This is a genomic window from Mycolicibacter sinensis (assembly GCF_001667375.1).
GTDB classification, from domain to species: domain Bacteria; phylum Actinomycetota; class Actinomycetes; order Mycobacteriales; family Mycobacteriaceae; genus Mycobacterium; species Mycobacterium sinense_A.
In genome coordinates this window covers 293223-313501 of the sequence record NZ_LZIN01000075.1, presented here as the reverse complement: position 1 = coordinate 313501, position 20279 = coordinate 293223, and the positions used below count along the sequence as shown (strand labels likewise).

The window sequence follows — 20279 nt, the reverse complement described above, 5'->3', positions numbered from 1 at the left end:
ATTGAGGTGGTGATCGGTGGCGTCGGCGGGGTCGCGGGTCGGTTCATGGTTCGGGCCGTACCGGCTGACCCAGCTGTTGGGCAGCGGCGGGTTCGGCGAGGTCTATGCCGCCCACGACGCCGACAAAGACCGCATGGTCGCCCTCAAACTCATGACCGCCGCCTACTCCGCCGACCCGATCTTTCGCCAACGCCTGTTCCGCGAAGCCAGCACCGCCGGACGCCTCAACGAACCCCATGTCGTACCCATCCACTCCTACGGCGAAATCGACGGCCAGCTCTACATCGACATGCGCCTAGTCGATGGCACCGACCTCCAAAAACTCCTCGCCCACACCGGCCCCCTGGACCCGAACCGGGCCGTGTGGATCATCCGCCAAATCGCCGCAGCACTCGACGCCGCCCACGCCGCCACCCTGGTGCACCGCGACGTCAAACCCGCCAACATCCTGCTCACCGGCGAAGACTTCGCCTACCTCGCCGACTTCGGCCTGGCCAACGCCGCCACCGACACCAAACTCACCAACACCGGCACCACCATCGGGACCATGGCCTACCTGGCCCCCGAACGCTTCACCCACTTGGCCACACCCGACCACCGCGCCGACATCTACGCCCTTACCTGCGTGCTCTACGAATGCCTCACCGGCACACCGCCCTACCAAGCCACCGACCTACCCGGGCTCATGGGCGCACACCTGAACGCCCCCATCCCCCAACCCAGCCACCACCGCGGCGTCCCTGCGGCCTTCGACGACGTCATCGCCCTCGGCATGGCCAAGGAACCCATCAACCGCTACCCCACCGCCGGCGCACTGGCCACCGCCGCCCGCTACGCGCTGACCACACCCAACCTCAACCCCTACCAGGCCAACACCCACACCGCACCAACCCACAGCAACCCCCACCAGGCCAACACCCAAGCCGCACCATCCGACGGCGCCATCCAAACCCATTGGTCCACACCAACACCAACACCAACTCGCCGCCCCAGCCGACGCGCCCTCATCACCACCGCCCTCACCGCCATCACCGCCATCATTGCCGTCACTGGAATCGTCACACTCACCCACCGACCGACCCACCCCAAAAACGCGACACACTCCCAAAACCAGCAATCCGGCCCCCACCAGATGGCGGCAGCACAACAAACACAGCTGCCATTCGAGTTCCTCACCCTGCTCGGCTTGACGGCGGACGAGGACGGCAACGTCTACGCCGTCGGCAGCCCGTGGAACACCATCACGGTGATGAAACTGGCGGCCGGATCCGCCACACCAACCGAACTGCCGTTTCAAGGCCTTGCCAGCGCGTCAGATATCACGGTCGATAGGTCGGGCGCCGTTTATGTCACCGATTTCAGAAACAAACGAGTCCGGAAGCTCTCCGCGGGGTCGAGCTCTCCGATCGACCTGCCATTCCCGGATCTGGTGAGCCCGCAGGGTGTGGCGGTAGACGCAGCGGGCAACGTATACGTCAGCGACCAGATCGAGTATGGCGACAACAGCATCTGGAGACTCGCTGCCGGATCGGATTCTCCCACCCGGCTGTCCTACTCCGTGCGCTACGGTTCCGCGCACTTGACGACGGATTCAGCGGGCAACCTTTACATCTGTGAGACAGGCCGGGTCACGAAATTGGCGCCGGAATCCGGCAAGGAGACCAGACTGCCGTTCGCCGATCTCAAGCGACCGGAAAGCGTCGCCATCGACAGTGCCAACAACATCTACGTCGCCGACTCGGGCGATAACACGGTAGTGAAGCTTCCCGCCGGCTCCACCAAATCGGTTGAAGTACCGTTCACCGGCCTCAAGTCCCCATCGATAGTTATGGTGGATGCGGCCGACAACATCTACGTCGCCGACGCTGGCCAGGTTCGCAACAGGGATGGCTACGAGGGCAGCGGCCGCGTCCTGAAACTGGCCGCGCAGTAAACCGTTGCGAGTGGAGTGATCTACGCCCCCCAGTTGAACTGCTCCAATGTCAGGTTCCACACGTAGCTGGAAGCAGCGCAATGCCGTTCCAGTGCCGGTTCTTCGCTTACATCATCGTTTCCGCGATGCGGTCATAGATTCGGACCACCGGTCGCCGTACTGCAGTTGGCCCGGCCACCCGCGGGACCGGCGACAAACACGCTCGGAGGCCACCGCGCAGGCTGAATTGACGCCGAAGACCCACCCTGTCAGGGTTATTGGCGACTGATCCGAGAGGGGTTCGAGGTGTTCGTCGACCCGGCGATGCTGCGTTCAGGAGCAGCGGATACGCGCGGAGCAAGCGAACACGCCCACGCCGGAGCGACCCGGCTGAACCGAACCGCCGTGACGGCAGGCATTTTCGGAGGCTTCGGCGCCGCGGACGTCTTCCACGGCGCGCTCTCCGCAGCCCACACCGAGCACATCACCACCCTCACCGGCCACCGGCAGACCCTGACCGACGTCGGCGATAAGGCCGACCGTGCCGCGCGCGAGTTCACCGCCATGGATCAGCACAACGCGGCCCAGCTTCGTGCGGTGCGGTGCAACTCCAGTACATAAACCTGGCGCTGCCGATCGAAACCGCCGGCGGTGACCCGTGGCAGGTCAACAACACCCTGCAAAGCGGCAACCCGGCCGTCATCGACGAGCTGGCGAGAGCCTTTCACGACGCAGGCGCATGCACCGCCGAATCCAGTGCCGCGTTCGCCCAAGCCCGCCAACGATTCCAGGCCGCTTGGAACCGGGAGAACGGCGAACACCCGATCAACGACTCGCGCGAAGTGCAGCGCGCCACCACCACCTTGCATCTGCAACAAACCCAACTCAGCGCGATCGGCACCGACCTGGAAACCATCGCCGCCGCACTGGCGCAGGCCCAGAAGTCCGCGGCCGCGAAGATCAAGGCGCTAGAGATCCAGCTTCAAGACATCGACAACCGCATCGGGATGTACCGGCAGGCGGACCTGGACATCTCCGAGTTAGAGCAGGTGGCAATCGATGACACTGCCGGCATCCTGCATCAGATCGAAAAGCTGCGCGACGACTACGCTGCAACCCTGCAAGCTTCGACGACCAAGCTGCTGTCCGATGGCTACGACCGGCCACCGCTGCACGGCCCCCTGAGCCCCGCCCCGACTGCGCCGGACGACCGATCCGCATTCGAGGATCTCATACGCGCCAACAACCAAGCAGTACTCGATGCGATGGCCCGGGTGCGAGCCGCACAAAAGGCGCTCGATGACGCCGCGGCGAAAGCCTATGCGCACGGCGCCGGCAGCGATGATGCCCAGGCCGCGATGACCCGGCTGCCGGCGTTGAAGAAAAATCTTGCCGATGCCCTCGATGACTTGGGCAAGATCCCCGACTACTCGGGCATCGATCCTGCCTCAGTGCACCTAGGTCCCGGCGGCGCAGTGTCGTTCGCCTACACGCTCGAGGGCCAGAAGATGGTGGTGACCGGCACCCTCAAGAATGGCACCGGCGAGATCTACGACCAGGGCGCCGGCGGCGGTAGTAGCGCCTACTTCACCTATCAGGACGGCAAGCTCGTCGCCTCCCGATTCCTCGACCCGGGCCGCGTCACCCCAGATGACGCGCTGCTGCAGAACGTCATCTTCACCGCGGTGGGCGCCGGACCCGCGGTCACCGCCGGCAAGGCCGGTGTCGAAGCCGGCTGGCAGGGCATGCGGGCTCTGTTCGCCCGCGAAGCCCTCGCGACCAGTGGCGGTAGCGCTGCCGGCCTGACCGCCGACAACGTGCTGCCGCGGGCAATCACCCAAGCCGAGATACGGGCTCAAACTGCCGCCGACGATCTCGGCATCCACCATCCTGGCGTGCACACCCCGGTCACCACCAGTGGCGATCACATCCCACCGTTAACGACCGCCGACCACGGCCCACCGGTGCTTGCCCACGAGCACGTCCCGCACAGCGGCCCACACGTGCCGGCACCAGCAGCCGAGGTACATCCACTACCTGCAGATTCGCCCTTATTCGACGGCCACCACCCCATCGAACCGGGACCACAATTCACCGACCCCGCCGGCCATCTGATCTACCCTAACGACAGCCTGGCCAGCAAGCCCTACGCAATACCAGGCAGCGTCATTCCCGACGCCGACTTGGCCGCGGGAACCGAACTCGGACGATTCGGGCATCCCGGTGGCGCCTACCTCGCCCCCGAAGGCACCCCGTTCGCCCAGCTGTCGCTACCGCCCAGCAGTGCCACTAAGCCCTATTACACATATGTCGTAAATGATCCGACAGCTCTTCCGCCCGGCTGGCATATCGAACAGTCCCGAGCAGCCCCGTGGTTCCACCAGCCCGGCGGGGGCATCCAATATCGGGTGATGGCACCGCCAGGGCAAGAAGCCTCGGTGGATGCATTGATTGAGTCAGGCTACCTGAAGGAGGTTCGGAGATGACAGACAAATTCGCTCGACTGTCTCGCGCGTGGACCGAGTGGGCTAATTTGGCGCGCTTGAGGGACGCTTCTGTATCGCTGGACAGCGCCAAAGCAGAGGCGACCTTCATAGCTGACGATGAATCATTCCATCTTCGTAGAGAAGGTGAATGGTGGGTGGTCGATAAAACAGATGATCGCGGCAAGCACTACACGGCTATCGCAAGATTTTCTGACTTCGAACTTCTAGAGAAGTACCTGGTCTGGCGGTGGAGTTCTACTGCACGTAGCGCATTCGCCCTAGAAAGCTTGGGCCCGCCCCTGTACAAGATGGGGTTCAGCCGTGACGTCACGGTAGCGCCAACCGAAGACGAATGGGAAACAGAGATCAAATCGCCTGCTGGGAGCGCTATTCTAGGGCAGCCGTACAGCACGATCTTCAGTCATTTGATGTCGAAATCCGTTGAGGAGATCGAAGAGATGGTCAGAGAAGGATTTCCGCGATAAATGCGACGTTGCCGGCCAGCAGCGTAGAAGGGCCCCCTAGATCTTCGCTCCCCGCCCCTCCCAGTACGGGTCCCGCAATTTCCGCTTGTACAGCTTGCCGTTGGGGTCGCGCGGCATCTCGACGATGTAGTCAATTGACTTGGGCAACTTGAACTTCGCCAGCCGCGCGCTCGCGTACTCCATGAGCTCGGCGGTCAGCGCGTCATCACCGACCACCCCCTCGGCGGGCTGCACGACGGCCTTGATCGACTCGCCCCAGTCCTCATCGGGCACCCCGAACACCGCGACGTCTAGCACCTTCGGGTGCATGATCAGCTCGTTCTCGATCTCGGCCGGGTAGACGTTGACCCCGCCGGAGATGATCATGTTGGTCTTGCGGTCCTGCAGGAACAGGTAGCCCTCTTCGTCGAGGTAGCCGACGTCGCCGACGGTGAACAGGTCACCGGCACGGTTCTCCTCGGTCTTCTTCTTGTCATTGTGGTAGGCGAAGCTGGATCCGCCCATCTGCATGTAGACGGTGCCGACCTCACCGGCCGGCAGTTCGTTGCCGTCGTCGTCGAGAACCTTGACCACCGAATACGGCCAGGCCTTGCCGACCGAACCGGGGTGGGCCAGCCACTCCTCGCCGCTGATCTTGGTGCCGCCGCCCTCGGTGGCAGCGTAGTACTCGGTGATCACCGGGCCCCACCAGTCCAGCATCTGCCGCTTGACCTCGGGCGGACACGGCGCCGCGCCGTGGATGACATTGCGCAGCGACGACACGTCGTAGCGCGCCCGCACCTCGGCCGGCAACGCCAGCAGCCGACGGAACTGGGTGGGCACCATGTGACTGTGGGTCACCCGATGCTCGGCGATCAGCGAAAGCATCTCCTCGGGGTCCCACTTGTCCATCAGCACCACCTTGTGGCCCAGCTGAATGGAGATGGCCGAAAAGTTCAGCACCGCAGTGTGATACAGCGGGGAGCCACAGATGTGCACGTGGTTGTCGAACGGCGCCAGGTCATACAGCGCGAAGAAGCCCGCGGAGGCCACCGGCACCGCGTCGGGGTCGGCTCCGGTCAGCGGACGCTTGACGCCCTTGGGCTTGCCGGTGGTGCCCGAGGTGTAGAGCATGGCCGCACCCATGGTGCGCACGTCGGGCCGGCCCTCTTCCCCCGCGCCCAGCTCCGAGAGCGCTGTGAAGCCGTCGATGTTGCCCACGGCGAAGCGGCGGTCGGCGGCCAGGCCGGCCTCGTCGGCGGCGATCTTCGACGCTTCGGCGAATCGCTCATGGGCGACAAGGGCTTTGGCGCCGCTGTCCGAGAGGATGTAACCGATCTCCGGGCCGGTCAGGTGCCAGTTGATCGCCACGATGTACAGCCCGGTCTGCATGGCGGCGAAGTACACCGCCAGTGTGTCGACGATGTTGGGCAGCACCATCACCAGCACGTCGCCGGGCTCTAAGCCCAGCGCCTGCAGGCCGCGGCCGTAGCGGTCGGCGCGCGCGGCCAGCTCACCGTAGGTCAGCTCACCGCCCAGGACGTCAACCACCGCGGCGGCGTCGGGGGTATCACGGGCGATGTTCCACAGGCCGGCTTCGCTCATCCGGCCAATCTAGAACGTGTTCTAGTCGACGTGCAAGGCGAGGTGCCGTTACGCGAATGTGCCGGCGCGGATCGCACGCAGCATGTGGTTGGTGGCCACGACGTGCAACCGGGTACCGATTACCAGCGCACGGTACGCGCGACCATGGAGCCCGGGAAACGCCGCGTAGCTGCGGGCCCGCACCAAAGTCCCGTCGCCGGGCGCGTCGGTGAGTTCGAAGACCAGCCGGTAGCGCGAGAACCGGTGTCGCCCAACCAGAATGATTCGCCGCGGCTCAACGCCCTCGGCGATCGCAAAGCCGGCGCGCGGTTCCGGGCCGAGCAGCACCAGCAGCGGATTGCGTTCGCCGTTGCGGAGCAACGACGTCGTGTACCGCTGCAGCGCGGCCCAGACCAGCTCTCGCGGAGCGTCGACGCGCACCACGTGCTCGTCGATATACGGCAGTTCGTCGACCACGCGAACCGGCCTCAGATCAGCGATGCCAGCTGTTGAACCTGGGCGGTGTCGCGCGCGGTGACCACCATCATCGTCACGCCGGCGGCTTCCCACACCTTGATCTGCTTACGGACGTAGTCGATGTCGCCGACGATCACGGCGTCGTCGACCAGCTCGTCGGGGATGATCTTGGCCGCTTGTTCTTTGCCGTCCTTTTGTCCACTGCGGAACAGCTTTGTCACGTCGTCGACGACCTCCGAATAGCCCATCCGGCGGTAGACCTCGGCGTGGAAGTTGGTGTCCTCCGACCCCATCCCGCCCATGTAGAGCGCCAGGTACGGCTTGATCCCGGCGAACGCCGCGGCGCGGTCCTCGGTGATGACCACCTGAGCGGTCGCGCAGATCTCGAAGTCCTCGCGGGTACGCCGCGCCCCGGGACGGGCGAAGCCCTCGTCGAGCCACTCGTTGTACATGCCGGCCAGCCGCGGGGCATAGAAGATCGGCAGCCAGCCGTCGGCGATCTCGGCGGCCAGCGCGATGTTCTTCGGGCCTTCCGCGCCCAGCATCACCGGGATGTCGGCGCGCCGCGGGTGGGTGATCGGCTTCAACGCCTTGCCCAGCCCGGTGGTGCCCTCGCCCGAAAGCGGCAGCGGGTAATGCGGGCCGGCGCTGGTCACCGGGGCCTCGCGGGCCCAGACCTGGCGCAGGATGTCGATGTATTCGCGGGTGCGGGCCAGCGGCTTGCCGAAGCGCTGGCCGTACCAACCCTCCACCACCTGCGGGCCGGAGACGCCGAGCCCGAGGATGTGCCGGCCGCCGGAGAGGTGATCCAGCGTCAACGCAGCCATCGCACACGCCGTCGGGGTGCGCGCCGACAGCTGCACCACCGAGGTGCCCAGCCGCACGCGGGAAGTCGACGAACCCCACCACGCTAGCGGCGTGTAGGCGTCCGAGCCCCAGGCCTCGGCGGTGAAAACAGCGTCGAAGCCGGCTTCCTCGGCCGCGCCCACGAGTTCGGCGTGGTTGGTCGGCGGCTGTGCGCCCCAATAGCCCAGCTGCAGTCCCAGCTTCATCCTTGGCTCCTTGCTCGCATGCTTGCCACCATTGTTAGAACCTGTTCTACTCGATGCCGTGACTGCCAGCCAAAGCCACCGCGCGCAGATCGATGAGCACGAGCCACCCCTTTCCGCGCCGCTGAAGTTGTCCTTCGACTACACACGTTCAGTCGGCCCCACCCTCGGCGCGTTCTTCACCGCTCTGCGTGAGCGCCGCATCGTCGGCGTCCGAGGTTCCGACGGTCGGGTGTACGTGCCGCCTGCCGAATACGACCCGGTCAGCTACGAACAGCTCACGGAGATCGTACCGGTGGCCAGTGTCGGCACCGTGATGTCGTGGACCTGGCAGTCGACGCCGCTGGAGGGCCAGCCGCTGCACACTGCGTTCGCCTGGGCGCTGATCAAGCTCGACGGCGCCGATGTGCCGTTGTTGCACGCGGTGGCGGCGGAAAGCCCCAAAGCGATCGGCACCGGCACCCGGGTGCACGTGCACTGGGCCGACGAGACCGTCGGAGCGATCACCGACATCGCCTACTTCGAGATCGGTGACGACGCCGAGCCGGTAACGCCGACCACCGACAACCGGGATCCGGTGACCATGGTCGTGATCCCGTCCAGCCTGGAAATCCAGCACACCGCCTCACTGCCGGAGAGCGCATACCTGCGCGCCCTGCAGGAAGGCAAGCTGCTCGGGGCGCGCACCGGCACCGAGGGCAAGCTGTACTTCCCGCCAAAAGAAGCCGATCCGGCCACCGGCCTGCCGTTGGACAACTTCGTCGAGCTGCCCGACACGGGCACGGTGACGACGTTCGCCATCATCAACATCCCGTTCGCCGGGCAACGCATCAAGCCGCCGTATGTGGCCGCCTATGTGCTGCTCGACGGTGCCGACATTCCGTTCCTGCACCTGGTATCTGACATCGACGCCCACGAGGTGCGGATGGGGATGCGGGTCGAGGCGGTGTGGAAGCCCCGCGAGGAGTGGGGCCTGGGCATCGACAACATCGAATACTTCCGGCCCACCGGCGAACCGGACGCCGACTACGACACCTACAAGCACCACCTGTGAGGGGCAGCATGACGCAACGCGATGTCGCGGTGGTGGGGTTCGCCCACGCCCCGCACGTTCGCCGCACCGACGGCACGACCAACGGCGTCGAGATGTTGATGCCGTGCTTCGCTCAGCTGTACGCCGAGCTGGGTATCGCTCAGACCGACATCGGCTTCTGGTGTTCCGGTTCGTCGGATTACCTTGCCGGACGAGCTTTCTCGTTCATCTCAGCGATCGACTCGATCGGCGCGGTTCCGCCGATCAACGAGTCGCATGTGGAGATGGACGGCGCCTGGGCACTGTATGAGGCCTACATCAAGGTGTTGACCGGCGAGGTCGACACCGCGCTAGCCTACGGCTTCGGCAAGTCCTCGGCCGGGCAGCTGCGCCGGATCCTCGCCTTGCAGACCGACCCCTACACCGTCGCTCCGCTGTGGCCCGACTCGGTCTCGATCGCCGGGCTGCAAGCCCGCCTCGGCCTCGACGGCGGCCAGTGGACCGCCGAGCAGATGGCCCGGGTGGCGCTGGATTCGTTCGCGGTCGCCGACCGGGTGGACTCGGTGGAGTCATCCACCAGTCTCGATGAACTGTTGGATCGCCCGTTCTTCGCCGAACCCCTGCGCCGGCACGACATCGCGCCGATCACCGACGGCGCCGCCGCGATCGTGCTGGCCTCCGGCGACAAGGCCCGAGAGCTGTGCGAAAACCCGGCCTGGATCACCGGTTTCGAGCACCGCATCGAGTCGCCGGTGCTGGGCAGCCGGGATCTGACCCGTTCGCCGTCGACCACCGTCTCGGCGCGCGCGGCCAGCGGCGACGACATGCCCGCGGTGGACGTCGCCGAGATCCATGCCCCGTTCACCCACCAGCACTTGATCCTGACCGAGGCGATGCGGCTGCCGTCGAGGACGAAGGTGAACCCGTCCGGCGGCGCCCTGGCGGCCAATCCGATGTTCGTCGCCGGTTTGGAGCGCATCGGCTTTGCCGCGCAGCACATCTTCAACGGTTCGGCAGGCCGGGTACTGGCCCACGCCACCAGCGGGCCTGCGCTGCAACAGAATCTGGTCACAGTGATGGAAGGACGCAACTGATGGCCCAACTCGCTGCGGTGCTGGGCACCGGGCAGACCAAGTATGTCGCCAAGCGCCAGGACGTGTCGATGAACGGTCTGGTGCGCGAGGCCATCGACCGCGCCCTGGCCGATTCCGGCTCGACGTTCGACGACATCGACGCGGTGGTGGTCGGCAAGGCACCGGACTTCTTCGAAGGCGTCATGATGCCCGAGTTGTTCATGGCCGACGCCGTAGGCGCCACCGGCAAGCCGCTGATCCGGGTGCACACCGCCGGTTCGGTGGGCGGCTCGACCGCGATCGTGGCGGCCAGCCTGGTCAAGTCCGGCAAGTACCGGCGGGTGCTGGCGATGGCCTGGGAGAAGCAGTCGGAGTCCAACGCCATGTGGGCGCTGAGCATTCCGGTGCCGTTCACCAAGCCGGTCGGCGCGGGCGCCGGCGGTTACTTCGCCCCGCATGTGCGCGCCTACATCCGTCGTTCCGGCGCGCCGACCGACATCGGCGCCATCGTCGCGGTCAAGGACCGGCTCAACGGCGCCCGCAACCCGCTCGCGCACCTGCACCAGCCCGACATCACCGTGGAGAAGGTGATGGCGTCTCAGATGCTGTGGGACCCAATCCGTTTCGACGAGACCTGCCCGTCGTCCGACGGTGCCTGCGCGATCGTGATCGGCGACGAAACCGCCGCACAAGCCCGAGTCGACGCGGGCCAGCCGGTGGCCTGGATTCACGCCACCGCGCTACGCACCGAACCGCTGGCCTACTCCGGCCGCGACCAGGTCAATCCGCAGGCGGGCCGCGACGCTGCGGCCGCGTTGTGGCGCGATGCCGGGATCACCAGCCCGATCGACGAGATCGACGCCGCGGAGATCTACGTTCCGTTCTCCTGGTTCGAGCCGATGTGGCTGGAGAACCTGGGATTTGCTGCGATCGGCGAGGGCTGGAAGCTCACCCAGGCCGGTGAGACCGCGATCGGCGGGAGGCTGCCGGTGAACCCGTCCGGCGGGGTGCTGTCCTCCAACCCGATCGGCGCGTCGGGAATGATCCGGTTCGCTGAGTCGGCGATCCAAGTGATGGGCAAGGCCGGTGACCACCAGGTTCCGAACGCCCGAAAAGCCTTGGGGCACGCCTACGGCGGCGGTTCGCAGTACTACTCGATGTGGGTCGTCAGCGCCGACAAGCCCGCCAAGTGAGAGGACTACCCACATGAACTCAGAGCACCCCGCCCACCTGGCCGGTAAGCGCTCCCGTGACGCGGTAGTCGCTCGCGACAAGGAAGCCTGGCTGGCGAACTTCGCCGACGACGCGATCGTGCAAGACCCGATCGGGCCGTCGCACTTCGATCCCGAGGGCAAAGGTCACCGCGGTCGTGACGAGATCTCGGCTTTCTGGGACAAGGCGATCGCCAGCACCGACAAGATCGAATTCAACTTCTCCGACACCTTCCAGTGCGGTGACGAGGAAGCCAACACCGGAAACATCACCATCACCATGGGCGGTCATCAGATCGTCACCGAGGGTGTGTTCACCTATCGGGCCAACGAGGCCGGTCAGCTCGTCGCGCTGCGCGCGTACTGGGAACTGGACCGGGCCGCCAAGACCGCCCGAAAAATCTAGAAATTCGGCTTTTCCGTAACAATCTGTCTTATTGACAGATGTGCGAGGCCCGGCTAGGTTCGCAGAACAGCCTGAATTAATGCTGTAGCACCTGCGGGGGTGGGGTTATGCGCCGTTATGGGGTCATCGTTTTCCTTGGAGCCGTCGCGGCGGCCCTTGCGGCCAGTTCCGCCGCGGCCGCCGACGCGATCGACGCCAGCTGGCCCTATGGCACCGGTGCCAGCATGGAGGCTCCCGGCTTCTATGACGTCCTGGGGTGGACCGACGGCGGGCGAGACCAATTCGGGCCCATCAGCAGCACGCATGGCGACTACACCGTCGCGCACTCCGTCGACGGACCCGACTGGTACACGGCCCACATCACCAATTTCGTCGTCCCCAGCTTCTACAGCAACGAGCACATCGAGGTCCTCAGCCTGCTCGACGATTCAGCCGGCTACCCCAGCGCGGGAACGGTTTTCGACACGACCAAGATGTTCGATTTCAACTTTCCCATCGGGGGCATGATGCACTTGTTCACCACCACCGTCATCGATGATCCGGAGCTGGGGTACGCCAGCCAATTCAGTATCACGCCCTTTTTCACCAACACGTTCCTGATCACCGACGGCGGCATGAAGGACTTCGTTACGACCTTGGGGGGGTCCTACACCCTGTTCGAGATCCCCTTCACCGACGCTTCCGGCGGGGCCGACGCATCCGATGACACGTTCACCCCACTGCTGGCCGAGTTCGCGGCTAGCGGGACTTAGCTCGACTCCACCGGCTCGAGCCCGTCGCGGTAGCGCTGCGCGAGGTCCTGGTAGTACTTCGGGTTCGCGTTGATCCACATCTCGGCGCCGGTCCCGGCGATCGGGCCCTTGACGACGGCGGGCGCACCGGCCACCAGGACTCCGTCGGGGATCTTGGTACCGGCCAGCACCGTGGCACCGGCCGCGATCAGACTGCGGCTGCCGATGACCGCACCGTCGAGCACGGTGGCGTGGTTGCCGATCAGTGCCTCGGCACCCACGTGCGCGCCGTGGATCAGGCACATGTGCGCCACCGTCGCACCGGGCCCGATGTCCACCGGCACACCCGGCGGCACATGCAGCACCGATCCGTCCTGCACGTTGGCGCCTTCGCGCACCACGATGGGGGCGTCGTCACCGCGCAGCACGGCGCCGAACCACACCGAGGCGCCGGCCTCGATGGTGACGTCGCCGATCAGCGTGGCGGTCGGGGCGACGAAGGCGGTGGGATCGATCCGCGGGGAACGGCCGTTGAAAGAGAAGAGCTGCATTGTCCAGATATACCCCAGGGCCGAAAGACCCCGAACCAGCAGGCTTTATTGCGCAACCGGGTGGAAAAACTGTAACGTGTTCTAGTTAGAAGCAACTGGTTGGAGGCAACAGGTGAGCACTGACAACGCCGACGTCGGCGTCCGCGAGATTGACACGGGGACACTGCCGGACCGCTACGCCCGGGGCTGGCACTGCCTGGGGCCGGTGAAGGAGTTCCAGGACGGCAAGCCGCATGCGATCCACGCGTTCGGCGCCAAGCTGGTGGTGTTCGGCGACTCCCACGGTGACCTGCACGTACTCGATGCCTACTGCCGGCACATGGGCGGCGACCTGAGCCGCGGCACTATCAAGGGCGACGAGGTCGCCTGCCCGTTCCACGACTGGCGCTGGGGCGGCGACGGCCGCTGCAAACTGGTTCCTTACTCCAAGCGGACCCCGCGGATGGCGCGCACCCGCTCTTTCCCGACCGACGTCCGCGGTGGGCTGCTGTTCATGTGGCACGACCCCGAGGGCAACCAGCCGCCGGACGAGGTGCGTATCCCCGAGATCCCGGAGTGGTCCAGCGGGGAGTGGACCGACTGGCGCTGGAATTCCATGCTGATTGACTCCAACTGCCGCGACATCATCGACAACGTCACCGACTTCGCGCACTTCTTCTACATCCACTATGGGCTGCCCACGTCCTTCAAGAACGTCTTCGAGGGCCACATCGCCTCGCAGTATTTGCACAATGTCGGACGCCCAGACGTCCCCGGTCTGGGCACCTCATACGGGGAATCAGAACTTGATTCGGAGGCGTCGTACTTCGGGCCGTCGTTCATGATCAACTGGCTGCACAACAGCTATGGCGGTTTCAAGGCCGAGTCGATCCTGATCAACTGCCACTACCCGGTGAGCCATGACCAGTTCCGGCTGATGTGGGGCGTCATCGTGCAGAAGCCCAAGGGTCTGGACGACGCGACCACCGAAAAGATCGCCGACGCCATGACGGAAGGCGTCAGCAAGGGCTTCCTGCAGGACGTCGAGATCTGGACGCACAAGAGCCGGATCGAGAACCCGCTGCTGGTCGAGGAGGACGGTGCGGTCTACCAGCTGCGCCGCTGGTACTCGCAGTTCTACGTCGACGTCGCCGACGTCGCCCCGGAGATGACGGATCGCTTCGAGATCGAGATCGACGCGACGGTCGCCAACGAGAAGTGGAACGCCGAGGTCGAAGCGAACCTGCGGGAGAAGGCCGAAGCAGACGAATCCGCCGAAACCGTTAAAGCCGAGTAGTCGAACGTCATGTCCCCGGAGGTTCCCGAGGTCCCCGGCGTCGACGACCTGGCTCGGTCGATGCTGGTGCTCTACGGCCCGCACGACGACCACGATGACGAGCCGGGCGCCGACGACTCCGGTCCCGACACCCGCTACGCGCGCCAACCACTTTTCCCGGTAGACCCCGCCCGGTACGAAGCGATACGTGCTGCGACCGAACGCGATTCCGAACGCTACCTGCGTTCGGGTCTGATGCCGGTTGAGTGCCGGCACTGCCGGGCCACCGTCGAGGTGAAGAAGCTGGGGCCCGGATACACCTCCGTGCAGTGGAATTCGGCATCGCTGAAGCAGTGCGCCTATTTCACCGCCGAGCGTGAAGCCGGCCACGACAGCAGCCGTAATCGCGGCTGTCCGAACCTGGCCAAGAGCATTCGGCACGCGGTCGCCGAAGGGCATCTGGAGGAGAGGTCCAGCGCCCCGCCGCCCGGCGACGGCCTCGACTAGGCTCCGCCAACCCTGGCGCGAGCGTGCGCAAACCCGGTGAATTCATCGGCGTGTCGGCCGGGGACCCGCACGCTCGCGGAGAAGGGCCACCCCAGCGCTCACAGGCCGGCGAAGCGCTCCTGCACCTGCTCGGTGGTCAGGCCGTAATCCTCCAGCGCGTAATGGTGTTTGGGCGCACGCGGTCCGGTCTTGCTGGCGGCGTAGTCGTCGGCCATCGCCTGACGTGCCTCATCCGACAACGGCAGGCCGAAGTGCTCGTAGATACCCGCCGCGGCGGCCACCGGATCGGCGACGAAGTCGTGGTAGTCGAGATCGCAGAACTGGGCCTGATCGTATTGGGCGCGCTGGGCGTTGAACAGTTCCAGCCCACGGGCCCACGTCTCCAACTCGTCGGCACCGATCTGCGCGCCGACAAAGGTGTTCGACTGGCCTTCGGTGGTGTGCTGGGCCAGCGAGCACATCGACGCCATGATCGTCTCGGCCGGGCGGTGGCACTGCACGATGAGCGCATCCGGGTAGACCGCCATGATCGCGTCCAGGGCGAACAGGTGACTGGGATTCTTGAGCACCCACCGCTTGCCCGGGTCGTTGAGCCCGATCAGTTGCAGGTTGCGGCGATGCCGCTGATACGACGGCACCCAATCCTGCTCGGAGAGCCAGCGCGAATAGCTCGGCAGGTGGGCCAGGGTTTCATAGGACACCGAGTGCAGCGACTGGCGCAGCAACTGCCAGCACTCCTCCAAGCCGTCGGCGGTCATGAAGTGCAGCCCGGTGTAGTCCGGGTTCTCTTCATGGTGCCGGGCGAACTGGGCCTGCATCTGCGCGAAGACCGGGTTGGCCTCCCAGGTCTCGCGGGGCGGGCGCGGCTGCGGGAACTCGGCCAGCCACATCTCCAGACCCTGATGGGCCGGGTCGGCGCCCAGCAGCCGGTGCAGCGCGGTGGTGCCGGTGCGGGGCAGTCCGGTAACGAAGATCGGCCGCTCGATGACGACGTCGGCATACTCGGGATGCTGCTTCCAGCCGGCCTGCGACAGCAGCCGGGCCACCAGCGCGCCGCGCAGGAAGAACCGGTTCATCTTGCTGCCCAGCTCGGTGAGATCGGCTTCGTTGCGGTAGGAGTCCAGCAGCACGCCGAGCGCTTCACGGTAGTTGTCGTCGTCCGGCCCGAAGTCGTCGAGGCCGACCATCTTGGTGGCCGAGGCGTGCAGGTCCTCGACGGTGCCGACATCGGTGCGCGCTATCATCAGTTGTGGTACTCCCCGCAGTTGACGTCGAGGACCTGGCCGCTGATGCCGCTGGCCAGGTCGCTGGCCAGAAACAGTACCGCCGAGGCCACCTCGTCCTCGGTGGGCAGGCGCTTCAGATCGGAGTTCGCCGCGGTGGCAGCGTAGATCTGTTCGACGGTGGTGCCGTACTTGCCGGCCTGGTGGGTGAAGTAACTCTGCAGTGTCTCGCCCCAGATGTAGCCGGGCGCAACGGAGTTGACCCTGATGCCCTGCTCTCCGAGTTCGGAGGCCAACGACTGCGACATCGCCAGCAGCGCGGCCTTGGCCATCTTGTAGGCCCCGTACTTGGGCTGCGAGTGCCGGATCACCATCGAGTTCAGGTTGACGATTGAGCCGTTGGCCTCGGCCAGGGCGGGCGTGAAGGCCTGGGTCAGGCGCAGCGCGCCGAGCCCGCTGAGTTCGATGGCATCCCGAATGTGCTGAAAGCTGGTCTGCGCCAGCGGCTTCATCGATGGCACGCGGAAGGCGTTGTTGATCAACACGTCGATGTGGTCGTACTCGGCGGTGGCGGCCTTCACCAGGTTGGCGACCTGATCATCGTCGGTGATGTCGGCCGGCACGGCTAGTGCACGCCGCCCGGTGGCGGTGACCTCTTTCGCCACCTCCTCGAGGCGATCCGCACTACGCGCGGCCAGCACCAGATCGGCGCCCTCGGCCGCGAATCGGTGCGCCAGGGTGCTACCGAGCCCCGGCCCGACCCCGCTGATCACCACGACTTTGCTCCTCAGCATTCCGGTCATCTTCACCCCAGCATTCTGTTAGCGATTTGCTGCTGCCGCTGCGCAATACGCGCGCGCCAAGCGTCTTGTGTGATCACGTTGTCGTCGCAGTAGGGCAGCGCCGACGACACCGAGTCGACATCGACGAGCTCGACAGTCGGCCCGTCTGCCTCGGTCAGCTGTCGCGACACCCGCTGCCACCGGAACTGCAGGAAACCGCGGCGGTGCCCACACGTCTCGACCCAGTTGGTGATCCCTGGATCGGTGTCGGAGACCACGATCCGGATCTTGCCGTCCGGATCCGCTTGCGCCTGCGTGCCGTTCAGCGACGTCTGGTGGTTGATGTAGTCCAGCGAGATGTACCAGAGGCTACCCAGCTGGAAGCCCAGGTACGGTGCGTCGGTCACCGGCAGTGTGATCACCAGTGCCTCGCCGGGCCGCAACTCGTAGTGCCCGGCCGACGAGTACTGGGTAGCCAGCCCGCCGGGGGTGAGCCGCGGCGCCACCATGGTGTTGACCGGAAGGTTGAGATAGAACCACTGCGGAAACGCCAACCAGGTCTTTATCCGGTTGATCAGTTGCTTTCCTGCCGCCGCATAGCGCTTCTCGATGAGTCTGCTGGTCAGCGGCGGAGGTGCGGTGCCCGCAGTGTCGGTCCGGGCGATCGAGAGCGTGCCACGCTGGGCGTCCCAGTCGTTGTAAACCTCGCGGATCACCAGTTGCGCCGGCGACTTCGGCTGGAAGCGCCAGGTGAAGCTGCCGTCGGCGGCGACATCAAGCTCGCGGTCATCGAACGCCGCCTCGCTGGCCGGCACGTTGTCGTCGGTGTATTCGCCGCCGAGCAGCTGGAAGCTCAGGTCAGTCGTGGTCCCGCGCCGGCCGCTGACCACATACTCGTTGCCGGGGCGCACCACAGTGCCGAAGTACAACGTGTCGGGGTTGTCCAGGCCCATTTTGGTGAACGGTCCAGTGCCCGACAGCAAGAACGGGTGATCGCGTTCGGAGTTGAACGCGGCGTGCACGCATGCCTCGATACCGCCGGCCAGGTACTGCAGGCCCTCCAGCAGGTCGGCTTCGGTCTCGATGTGCGGAGCGGCGGCAACCAGCTTCTCCGCCTCGGCGATCGCGGCCGAAAGGGGTTCGGAGTACATCGCTGCAGCACCTCGCAGATCATCTATTGGTTCACTATTGGACCGACTTGGTAGATATCTCGAACCGAGGTTAGACCGTCGGGGTAGCATGCTGCAATGCCGGCGCCCCGACAATCCCCGCCGACCGAGCGGGTGGTGAGTGTGCTGGACTTTTTGGCCCACCACCCGGACCAGCGCTTCGGCCTGTCCGAGCTGGCCCGCCGGACCGGCCTGTCCAAGCCGACCTGCCTGGGTATCGCGACCACCCTGACCGATGCGGGTTACCTGATCCGCGACGGCGCGGACAAGGCCTACCGGCTCGGGCCGAGGTTGATCTCCCTGGGCCGCGCCGCCCAGCAGTCGCTGCGAGTCGGCCCGGAGGCACGCGAGGAACTGCGCCGGCTCTCGCACGACTTCAACACCTCCGCGGCGCTGAGCGCGGTGGTCGAGGACCGGATCACGGTGCTGGAGTTGGTCGCGGCGCCGAACGCGCATCTGGGGGTGCAGGCCGGTCAGAGCTATCCGTTCGCCCCGCCGGTCGGATTGATGTTCGTGCTCTGGGACGACGCCGCCCTACAAGACTGGCTGGCCCGGCAACCCACCATCCCGCTGCGCTCCGAGAGCGAACGCCTCGAGCGCGTCGTCTCCGCCTGCCGCGCCGACGGTTACCTGGTGGAGCGGCTTACCCCGGGCGGGCAACGGCTCTACGCCCTGATGGCGGGCCTGTCCAGCGATCTGCCCGACGAGCTGCGGGCCCTACTGGGCGAGCTGGTGTCCGCGATCGGTGAGCGGGTGTACCTGCGCGACGAAAGCCGATCAGGGGGCACTCGTGAGCGCCATGACATCAGCGTGATCTCAGCGCCGGTCTACGACCATCACCAACGCCAGGCGATGGTGGTGTCGCTGCATGCTCAGCGGCCCCTGACCGACACCGAGATCACCAAGTGGGCCCGCGGCCTGCGCCGAACCGCCGACGCGCTCACCGCACAACTCGGCGGGGTCAAGCCGACGCTGAGTTCGGCGCCATGACTCTGCCCGTCGCCGACCAGTGGGAGCTGTCCGGGCTCGTGCACCGCTACGCCGGCTATGTCGATGCTCGCCGCTTCGACGAGGTGGCCGAATTGTTCACCCCTGACGCCGAACTGATCCTGCCGCAGCCGCCGGACCACCTGGAGCCGTGCGTGCGCCACAACGGCCACGCCGGCGTGCGGGCCGCGATGTCCGCGCTGGCCGGGGTGACCCGAACCCAGCACGGCATCGTCGGCGAGTTCTACACCGGCGCCGGCGATGTGGCGACCGGTGCCATCACCGGGGTGGCGCACCACTGGATCGCCCATGACGGCCAGTTCACCGATCACGTCTGGTATCTGCGCTACAGCGACGTCTACCGCCGCGGCGCCCAGGGCTGGCGGATCGCGGTGCGCACGCTGTCGATCGACGCGATCGAGTCCCGGCCGGCCCGAAAGGTGCGAACGTGATGGCACCCCAGATCTCGCTGCAGCTCAAGACTTTCACCGATGACCCCGGCCATGACTGGGGCGCCACCCTGGCGCTGGGCGCCGCGATGGACGCCGCCGGGGTGGACCGGGTCGTCGTCTCCGACCATGTGGTGTTCGGCGAGAACCCGGACGCCTACGCCGACCCCCGGCTGGGCGGGATCGCCGGCGGACGCCAGCCGACCGGTCCCGACGGCCAATGGCTGGACCCGCTGATCGTGCTGACCGCGCTGGCGGCGACCACCACCCGGATCCGGCTCGGCACCGCGGTCCTGCTGGCGGCGCTGCGCCGACCGGCGGTGTTGGCCAAGCAGTTGGCTACCCTGGATGTGCTGTCGGGCGGACGACTCGACCTCGGTGTGGGCGTCGGCTGGCAGCGTGAGGAGTACGAAGCCGTTGGGTTGCCGTTCGAGCGCCGCGGCCGACTGCTGGATCACACCCTGGAGGTGTGCCAGACACTCTGGACCGAGCAGCGCAGCAGCTACCACTCACCGGAGCTGTCCTTCGAGAACATCCATCAGATGCCTAAACCGACTCGGGCAGAGGGTGTTCCGATCTGGGTCAGCGGCACCGTCAACGACGCCGTAGCACGCCGGCTGACCCGGTTCGGCACCGGTTGGATTCCGTGGGGTCCCGCGATCCAGGATCCGGCCGGCGGCATTACCGAGATGAAGGACCGCATCGCCGGCCTCGGTGGCGACCCGAGCGGCTTGCAGGTGCTGGGCCACGCGAAGACCGTCAAACGTCCCGACGGTTTCCTCGATGCCGCGGCCACCGTGGCATCGGCGCCGGCACTGGTGGCCGCCGGCGTCACCGATGTGCGGGTCACCTGCTCGCTGCCGCGCGACGCCGACCGCGCCACCGAGGTGCTCAGCGAACTCGTCGAGGCGTTCCGCGCCGCAACCTAGG

At 66.1% G+C, this 20279-nt stretch carries 21 protein-coding genes; 14 read left to right on the top strand and 7 right to left on the bottom strand.

Annotated features, from left to right (window positions below; translation table 11 throughout):
- The first annotated feature begins 16 nt into the window (after positions 1-16).
- From A5771_RS16370 to A5771_RS23100, 4 genes are all read left to right on the top strand, one after another.
- Positions 17-1933: a serine/threonine-protein kinase gene (locus tag A5771_RS16370; RefSeq protein WP_064856208.1), complete on the top strand. Its 1917-nt coding sequence runs from the start codon at positions 17-19 to the stop codon at positions 1931-1933.
- Positions 1934-2218: 285 nt separating this feature from the next.
- Positions 2219-2533, top strand: coding sequence for a DUF2563 family protein (locus A5771_RS16365; protein WP_064856207.1), 315 nt, complete (start codon positions 2219-2221; stop codon positions 2531-2533).
- Positions 2515-4398, top strand: a complete 1884-nt coding sequence (locus tag A5771_RS16360; protein ID WP_064856206.1) for a TNT domain-containing protein — start codon at positions 2515-2517, stop codon at positions 4396-4398. The genes A5771_RS16365 and A5771_RS16360 overlap by 19 nt, the downstream gene beginning before the upstream one ends.
- A complete protein-coding gene (locus A5771_RS23100) occupies positions 4395-4883 on the top strand; it encodes a hypothetical protein (RefSeq protein ID WP_131808925.1) in 489 nt (162 codons plus the stop codon). The genes A5771_RS16360 and A5771_RS23100 overlap by 4 nt, the downstream gene beginning before the upstream one ends.
- 36 nt (positions 4884-4919) lie before the next feature.
- Here the strand turns inward: A5771_RS23100 and A5771_RS16355 are convergent, their stop codons facing one another.
- From A5771_RS16355 to A5771_RS16345, 3 genes are read right to left on the bottom strand one after another with little or no spacing between them, the layout of a single operon-like run.
- The gene (locus tag A5771_RS16355; protein WP_064856205.1) at positions 4920-6467 is read right to left on the bottom strand and encodes an acyl-CoA synthetase; all 1548 of its coding nucleotides are present in this window, start codon (positions 6465-6467) and stop codon (positions 4920-4922) included.
- A gap of 48 nt (positions 6468-6515) precedes the next feature.
- Positions 6516-6923, bottom strand: a complete 408-nt coding sequence (locus A5771_RS16350; protein ID WP_064856204.1) for a hypothetical protein — start codon at positions 6921-6923, stop codon at positions 6516-6518.
- Positions 6924-6934: 11 nt separating this feature from the next.
- Positions 6935-7975, bottom strand: coding sequence for an LLM class F420-dependent oxidoreductase (locus A5771_RS16345; protein WP_064856203.1), 1041 nt, complete (start codon positions 7973-7975; stop codon positions 6935-6937).
- Positions 7976-8033: 58 nt separating this feature from the next.
- Between A5771_RS16345 and A5771_RS16340 the strand changes: the two genes are divergently transcribed.
- The 5 genes from A5771_RS16340 (at position 8034) to A5771_RS16320 (ending at position 12447) form a co-directional block, all read left to right on the top strand.
- Entirely contained in the window at positions 8034-9026 is a 993-nt protein-coding gene (locus tag A5771_RS16340; protein WP_064856202.1) for a Zn-ribbon domain-containing OB-fold protein, read from the top strand.
- 8 nt (positions 9027-9034) lie between these two features.
- Positions 9035-10099 carry a thiolase domain-containing protein gene (locus A5771_RS16335; protein ID WP_064856201.1) on the top strand — a complete coding sequence of 355 codons (1065 nt, stop codon included), beginning with the start codon at positions 9035-9037 and terminating at the stop codon, positions 10097-10099.
- The gene (locus tag A5771_RS16330) at positions 10099-11271 is read left to right on the top strand and encodes a thiolase domain-containing protein (RefSeq protein ID WP_064856200.1); all 1173 of its coding nucleotides are present in this window, start codon (positions 10099-10101) and stop codon (positions 11269-11271) included. The genes A5771_RS16335 and A5771_RS16330 overlap by 1 nt, the downstream gene beginning before the upstream one ends.
- 13 nt (positions 11272-11284) lie before the next feature.
- Positions 11285-11695 (top strand): nuclear transport factor 2 family protein, encoded by a 411-nt coding sequence (locus A5771_RS16325; RefSeq protein ID WP_064856199.1) that lies wholly within the window; start codon positions 11285-11287, stop codon positions 11693-11695.
- A gap of 107 nt (positions 11696-11802) precedes the next feature.
- Positions 11803-12447: a hypothetical protein gene (locus A5771_RS16320; protein WP_064856198.1), complete on the top strand. Its 645-nt coding sequence runs from the start codon at positions 11803-11805 to the stop codon at positions 12445-12447.
- Here A5771_RS16320 and A5771_RS16315 read toward each other — a convergent pair.
- On the bottom strand, positions 12444-12977 hold the full coding sequence (locus A5771_RS16315; RefSeq protein ID WP_064856197.1) for a gamma carbonic anhydrase family protein: 534 nt from the start codon (positions 12975-12977) through the stop codon (positions 12444-12446). The genes A5771_RS16320 and A5771_RS16315 overlap by 4 nt on opposite strands.
- A gap of 112 nt (positions 12978-13089) precedes the next feature.
- On the opposite strand from A5771_RS16315, the gene A5771_RS16310 reads away from it, so the two are divergent.
- On the top strand, positions 13090-14253 hold the full coding sequence (locus A5771_RS16310; RefSeq protein ID WP_064856196.1) for a Rieske 2Fe-2S domain-containing protein: 1164 nt from the start codon (positions 13090-13092) through the stop codon (positions 14251-14253).
- A 9-nt stretch (positions 14254-14262) separates the two neighbouring features.
- Positions 14263-14739: a hypothetical protein gene (locus A5771_RS16305; protein WP_064856195.1), complete on the top strand. Its 477-nt coding sequence runs from the start codon at positions 14263-14265 to the stop codon at positions 14737-14739.
- Between the two features lie 98 nt (positions 14740-14837).
- Here the strand turns inward: A5771_RS16305 and A5771_RS16300 are convergent, their stop codons facing one another.
- The 3 genes from A5771_RS16300 to A5771_RS16290 are packed head-to-tail and all read right to left on the bottom strand — an operon-like array spanning position 14838 to position 17895.
- Positions 14838-15983 carry a sulfotransferase family protein gene (locus A5771_RS16300; RefSeq protein WP_064856194.1) on the bottom strand — a complete coding sequence of 382 codons (1146 nt, stop codon included), beginning with the start codon at positions 15981-15983 and terminating at the stop codon, positions 14838-14840.
- Positions 15983-16765 (bottom strand): SDR family oxidoreductase, encoded by a 783-nt coding sequence (locus A5771_RS16295; RefSeq protein ID WP_064856255.1) that lies wholly within the window; start codon positions 16763-16765, stop codon positions 15983-15985. Before A5771_RS16295 ends, A5771_RS16300 begins: the two co-directional genes overlap by 1 nt.
- 2 nt (positions 16766-16767) lie before the next feature.
- Positions 16768-17895, bottom strand: a complete 1128-nt coding sequence (locus A5771_RS16290) for a hypothetical protein (protein WP_064856193.1) — start codon at positions 17893-17895, stop codon at positions 16768-16770.
- Between the two features lie 96 nt (positions 17896-17991).
- Between A5771_RS16290 and A5771_RS16285 the strand changes: the two genes are divergently transcribed.
- The 3 genes from A5771_RS16285 to A5771_RS16275 are packed head-to-tail and all read left to right on the top strand — an operon-like array spanning position 17992 to position 20278.
- Positions 17992-18903: an IclR family transcriptional regulator gene (locus tag A5771_RS16285; RefSeq protein ID WP_064856192.1), complete on the top strand. Its 912-nt coding sequence runs from the start codon at positions 17992-17994 to the stop codon at positions 18901-18903.
- Positions 18900-19352 carry a nuclear transport factor 2 family protein gene (locus A5771_RS16280; RefSeq protein WP_064856191.1) on the top strand — a complete coding sequence of 151 codons (453 nt, stop codon included), beginning with the start codon at positions 18900-18902 and terminating at the stop codon, positions 19350-19352. The genes A5771_RS16285 and A5771_RS16280 overlap by 4 nt, the downstream gene beginning before the upstream one ends.
- Positions 19352-20278 carry a TIGR03619 family F420-dependent LLM class oxidoreductase gene (locus A5771_RS16275; RefSeq protein WP_082947266.1) on the top strand — a complete coding sequence of 309 codons (927 nt, stop codon included), beginning with the start codon at positions 19352-19354 and terminating at the stop codon, positions 20276-20278. Before A5771_RS16280 ends, A5771_RS16275 begins: the two co-directional genes overlap by 1 nt.
- Position 20279: the final 1 nt, after the last annotated feature.

Coding starts and splice junctions, on each gene's coding strand:
- A5771_RS16320 (WP_064856198.1), top strand. CDS start 11,803: ATGCGCCGTTATGGGGTCATCGTTTTCCTTGGAGCCGTCGCGGCGGCC.
- A5771_RS16335 (WP_064856201.1), top strand. CDS start 9,035: ATGACGCAACGCGATGTCGCGGTGGTGGGGTTCGCCCACGCCCCGCAC.
- A5771_RS16300 (WP_064856194.1), bottom strand. CDS start 15,983: ATGATAGCGCGCACCGATGTCGGCACCGTCGAGGACCTGCACGCCTCG.
- A5771_RS16275 (WP_082947266.1), top strand. CDS start 19,352: ATGGCACCCCAGATCTCGCTGCAGCTCAAGACTTTCACCGATGACCCC.
- A5771_RS16290 (WP_064856193.1), bottom strand. CDS start 17,895: ATGTACTCCGAACCCCTTTCGGCCGCGATCGCCGAGGCGGAGAAGCTG.
- A5771_RS16330 (WP_064856200.1), top strand. CDS start 10,099: ATGGCCCAACTCGCTGCGGTGCTGGGCACCGGGCAGACCAAGTATGTC.
- A5771_RS16295 (WP_064856255.1), bottom strand. CDS start 16,765: ATGACCGGAATGCTGAGGAGCAAAGTCGTGGTGATCAGCGGGGTCGGG.
- A5771_RS16345 (WP_064856203.1), bottom strand. CDS start 7,975: ATGAAGCTGGGACTGCAGCTGGGCTATTGGGGCGCACAGCCGCCGACC.
- A5771_RS16285 (WP_064856192.1), top strand. CDS start 17,992: ATGCCGGCGCCCCGACAATCCCCGCCGACCGAGCGGGTGGTGAGTGTG.
- A5771_RS16355 (WP_064856205.1), bottom strand. CDS start 6,467: ATGAGCGAAGCCGGCCTGTGGAACATCGCCCGTGATACCCCCGACGCC.
- A5771_RS16325 (WP_064856199.1), top strand. CDS start 11,285: ATGAACTCAGAGCACCCCGCCCACCTGGCCGGTAAGCGCTCCCGTGAC.
- A5771_RS16280 (WP_064856191.1), top strand. CDS start 18,900: ATGACTCTGCCCGTCGCCGACCAGTGGGAGCTGTCCGGGCTCGTGCAC.
- A5771_RS16315 (WP_064856197.1), bottom strand. CDS start 12,977: ATGCAGCTCTTCTCTTTCAACGGCCGTTCCCCGCGGATCGATCCCACC.
- A5771_RS16305 (WP_064856195.1), top strand. CDS start 14,263: ATGTCCCCGGAGGTTCCCGAGGTCCCCGGCGTCGACGACCTGGCTCGG.
- A5771_RS23100 (WP_131808925.1), top strand. CDS start 4,395: ATGACAGACAAATTCGCTCGACTGTCTCGCGCGTGGACCGAGTGGGCT.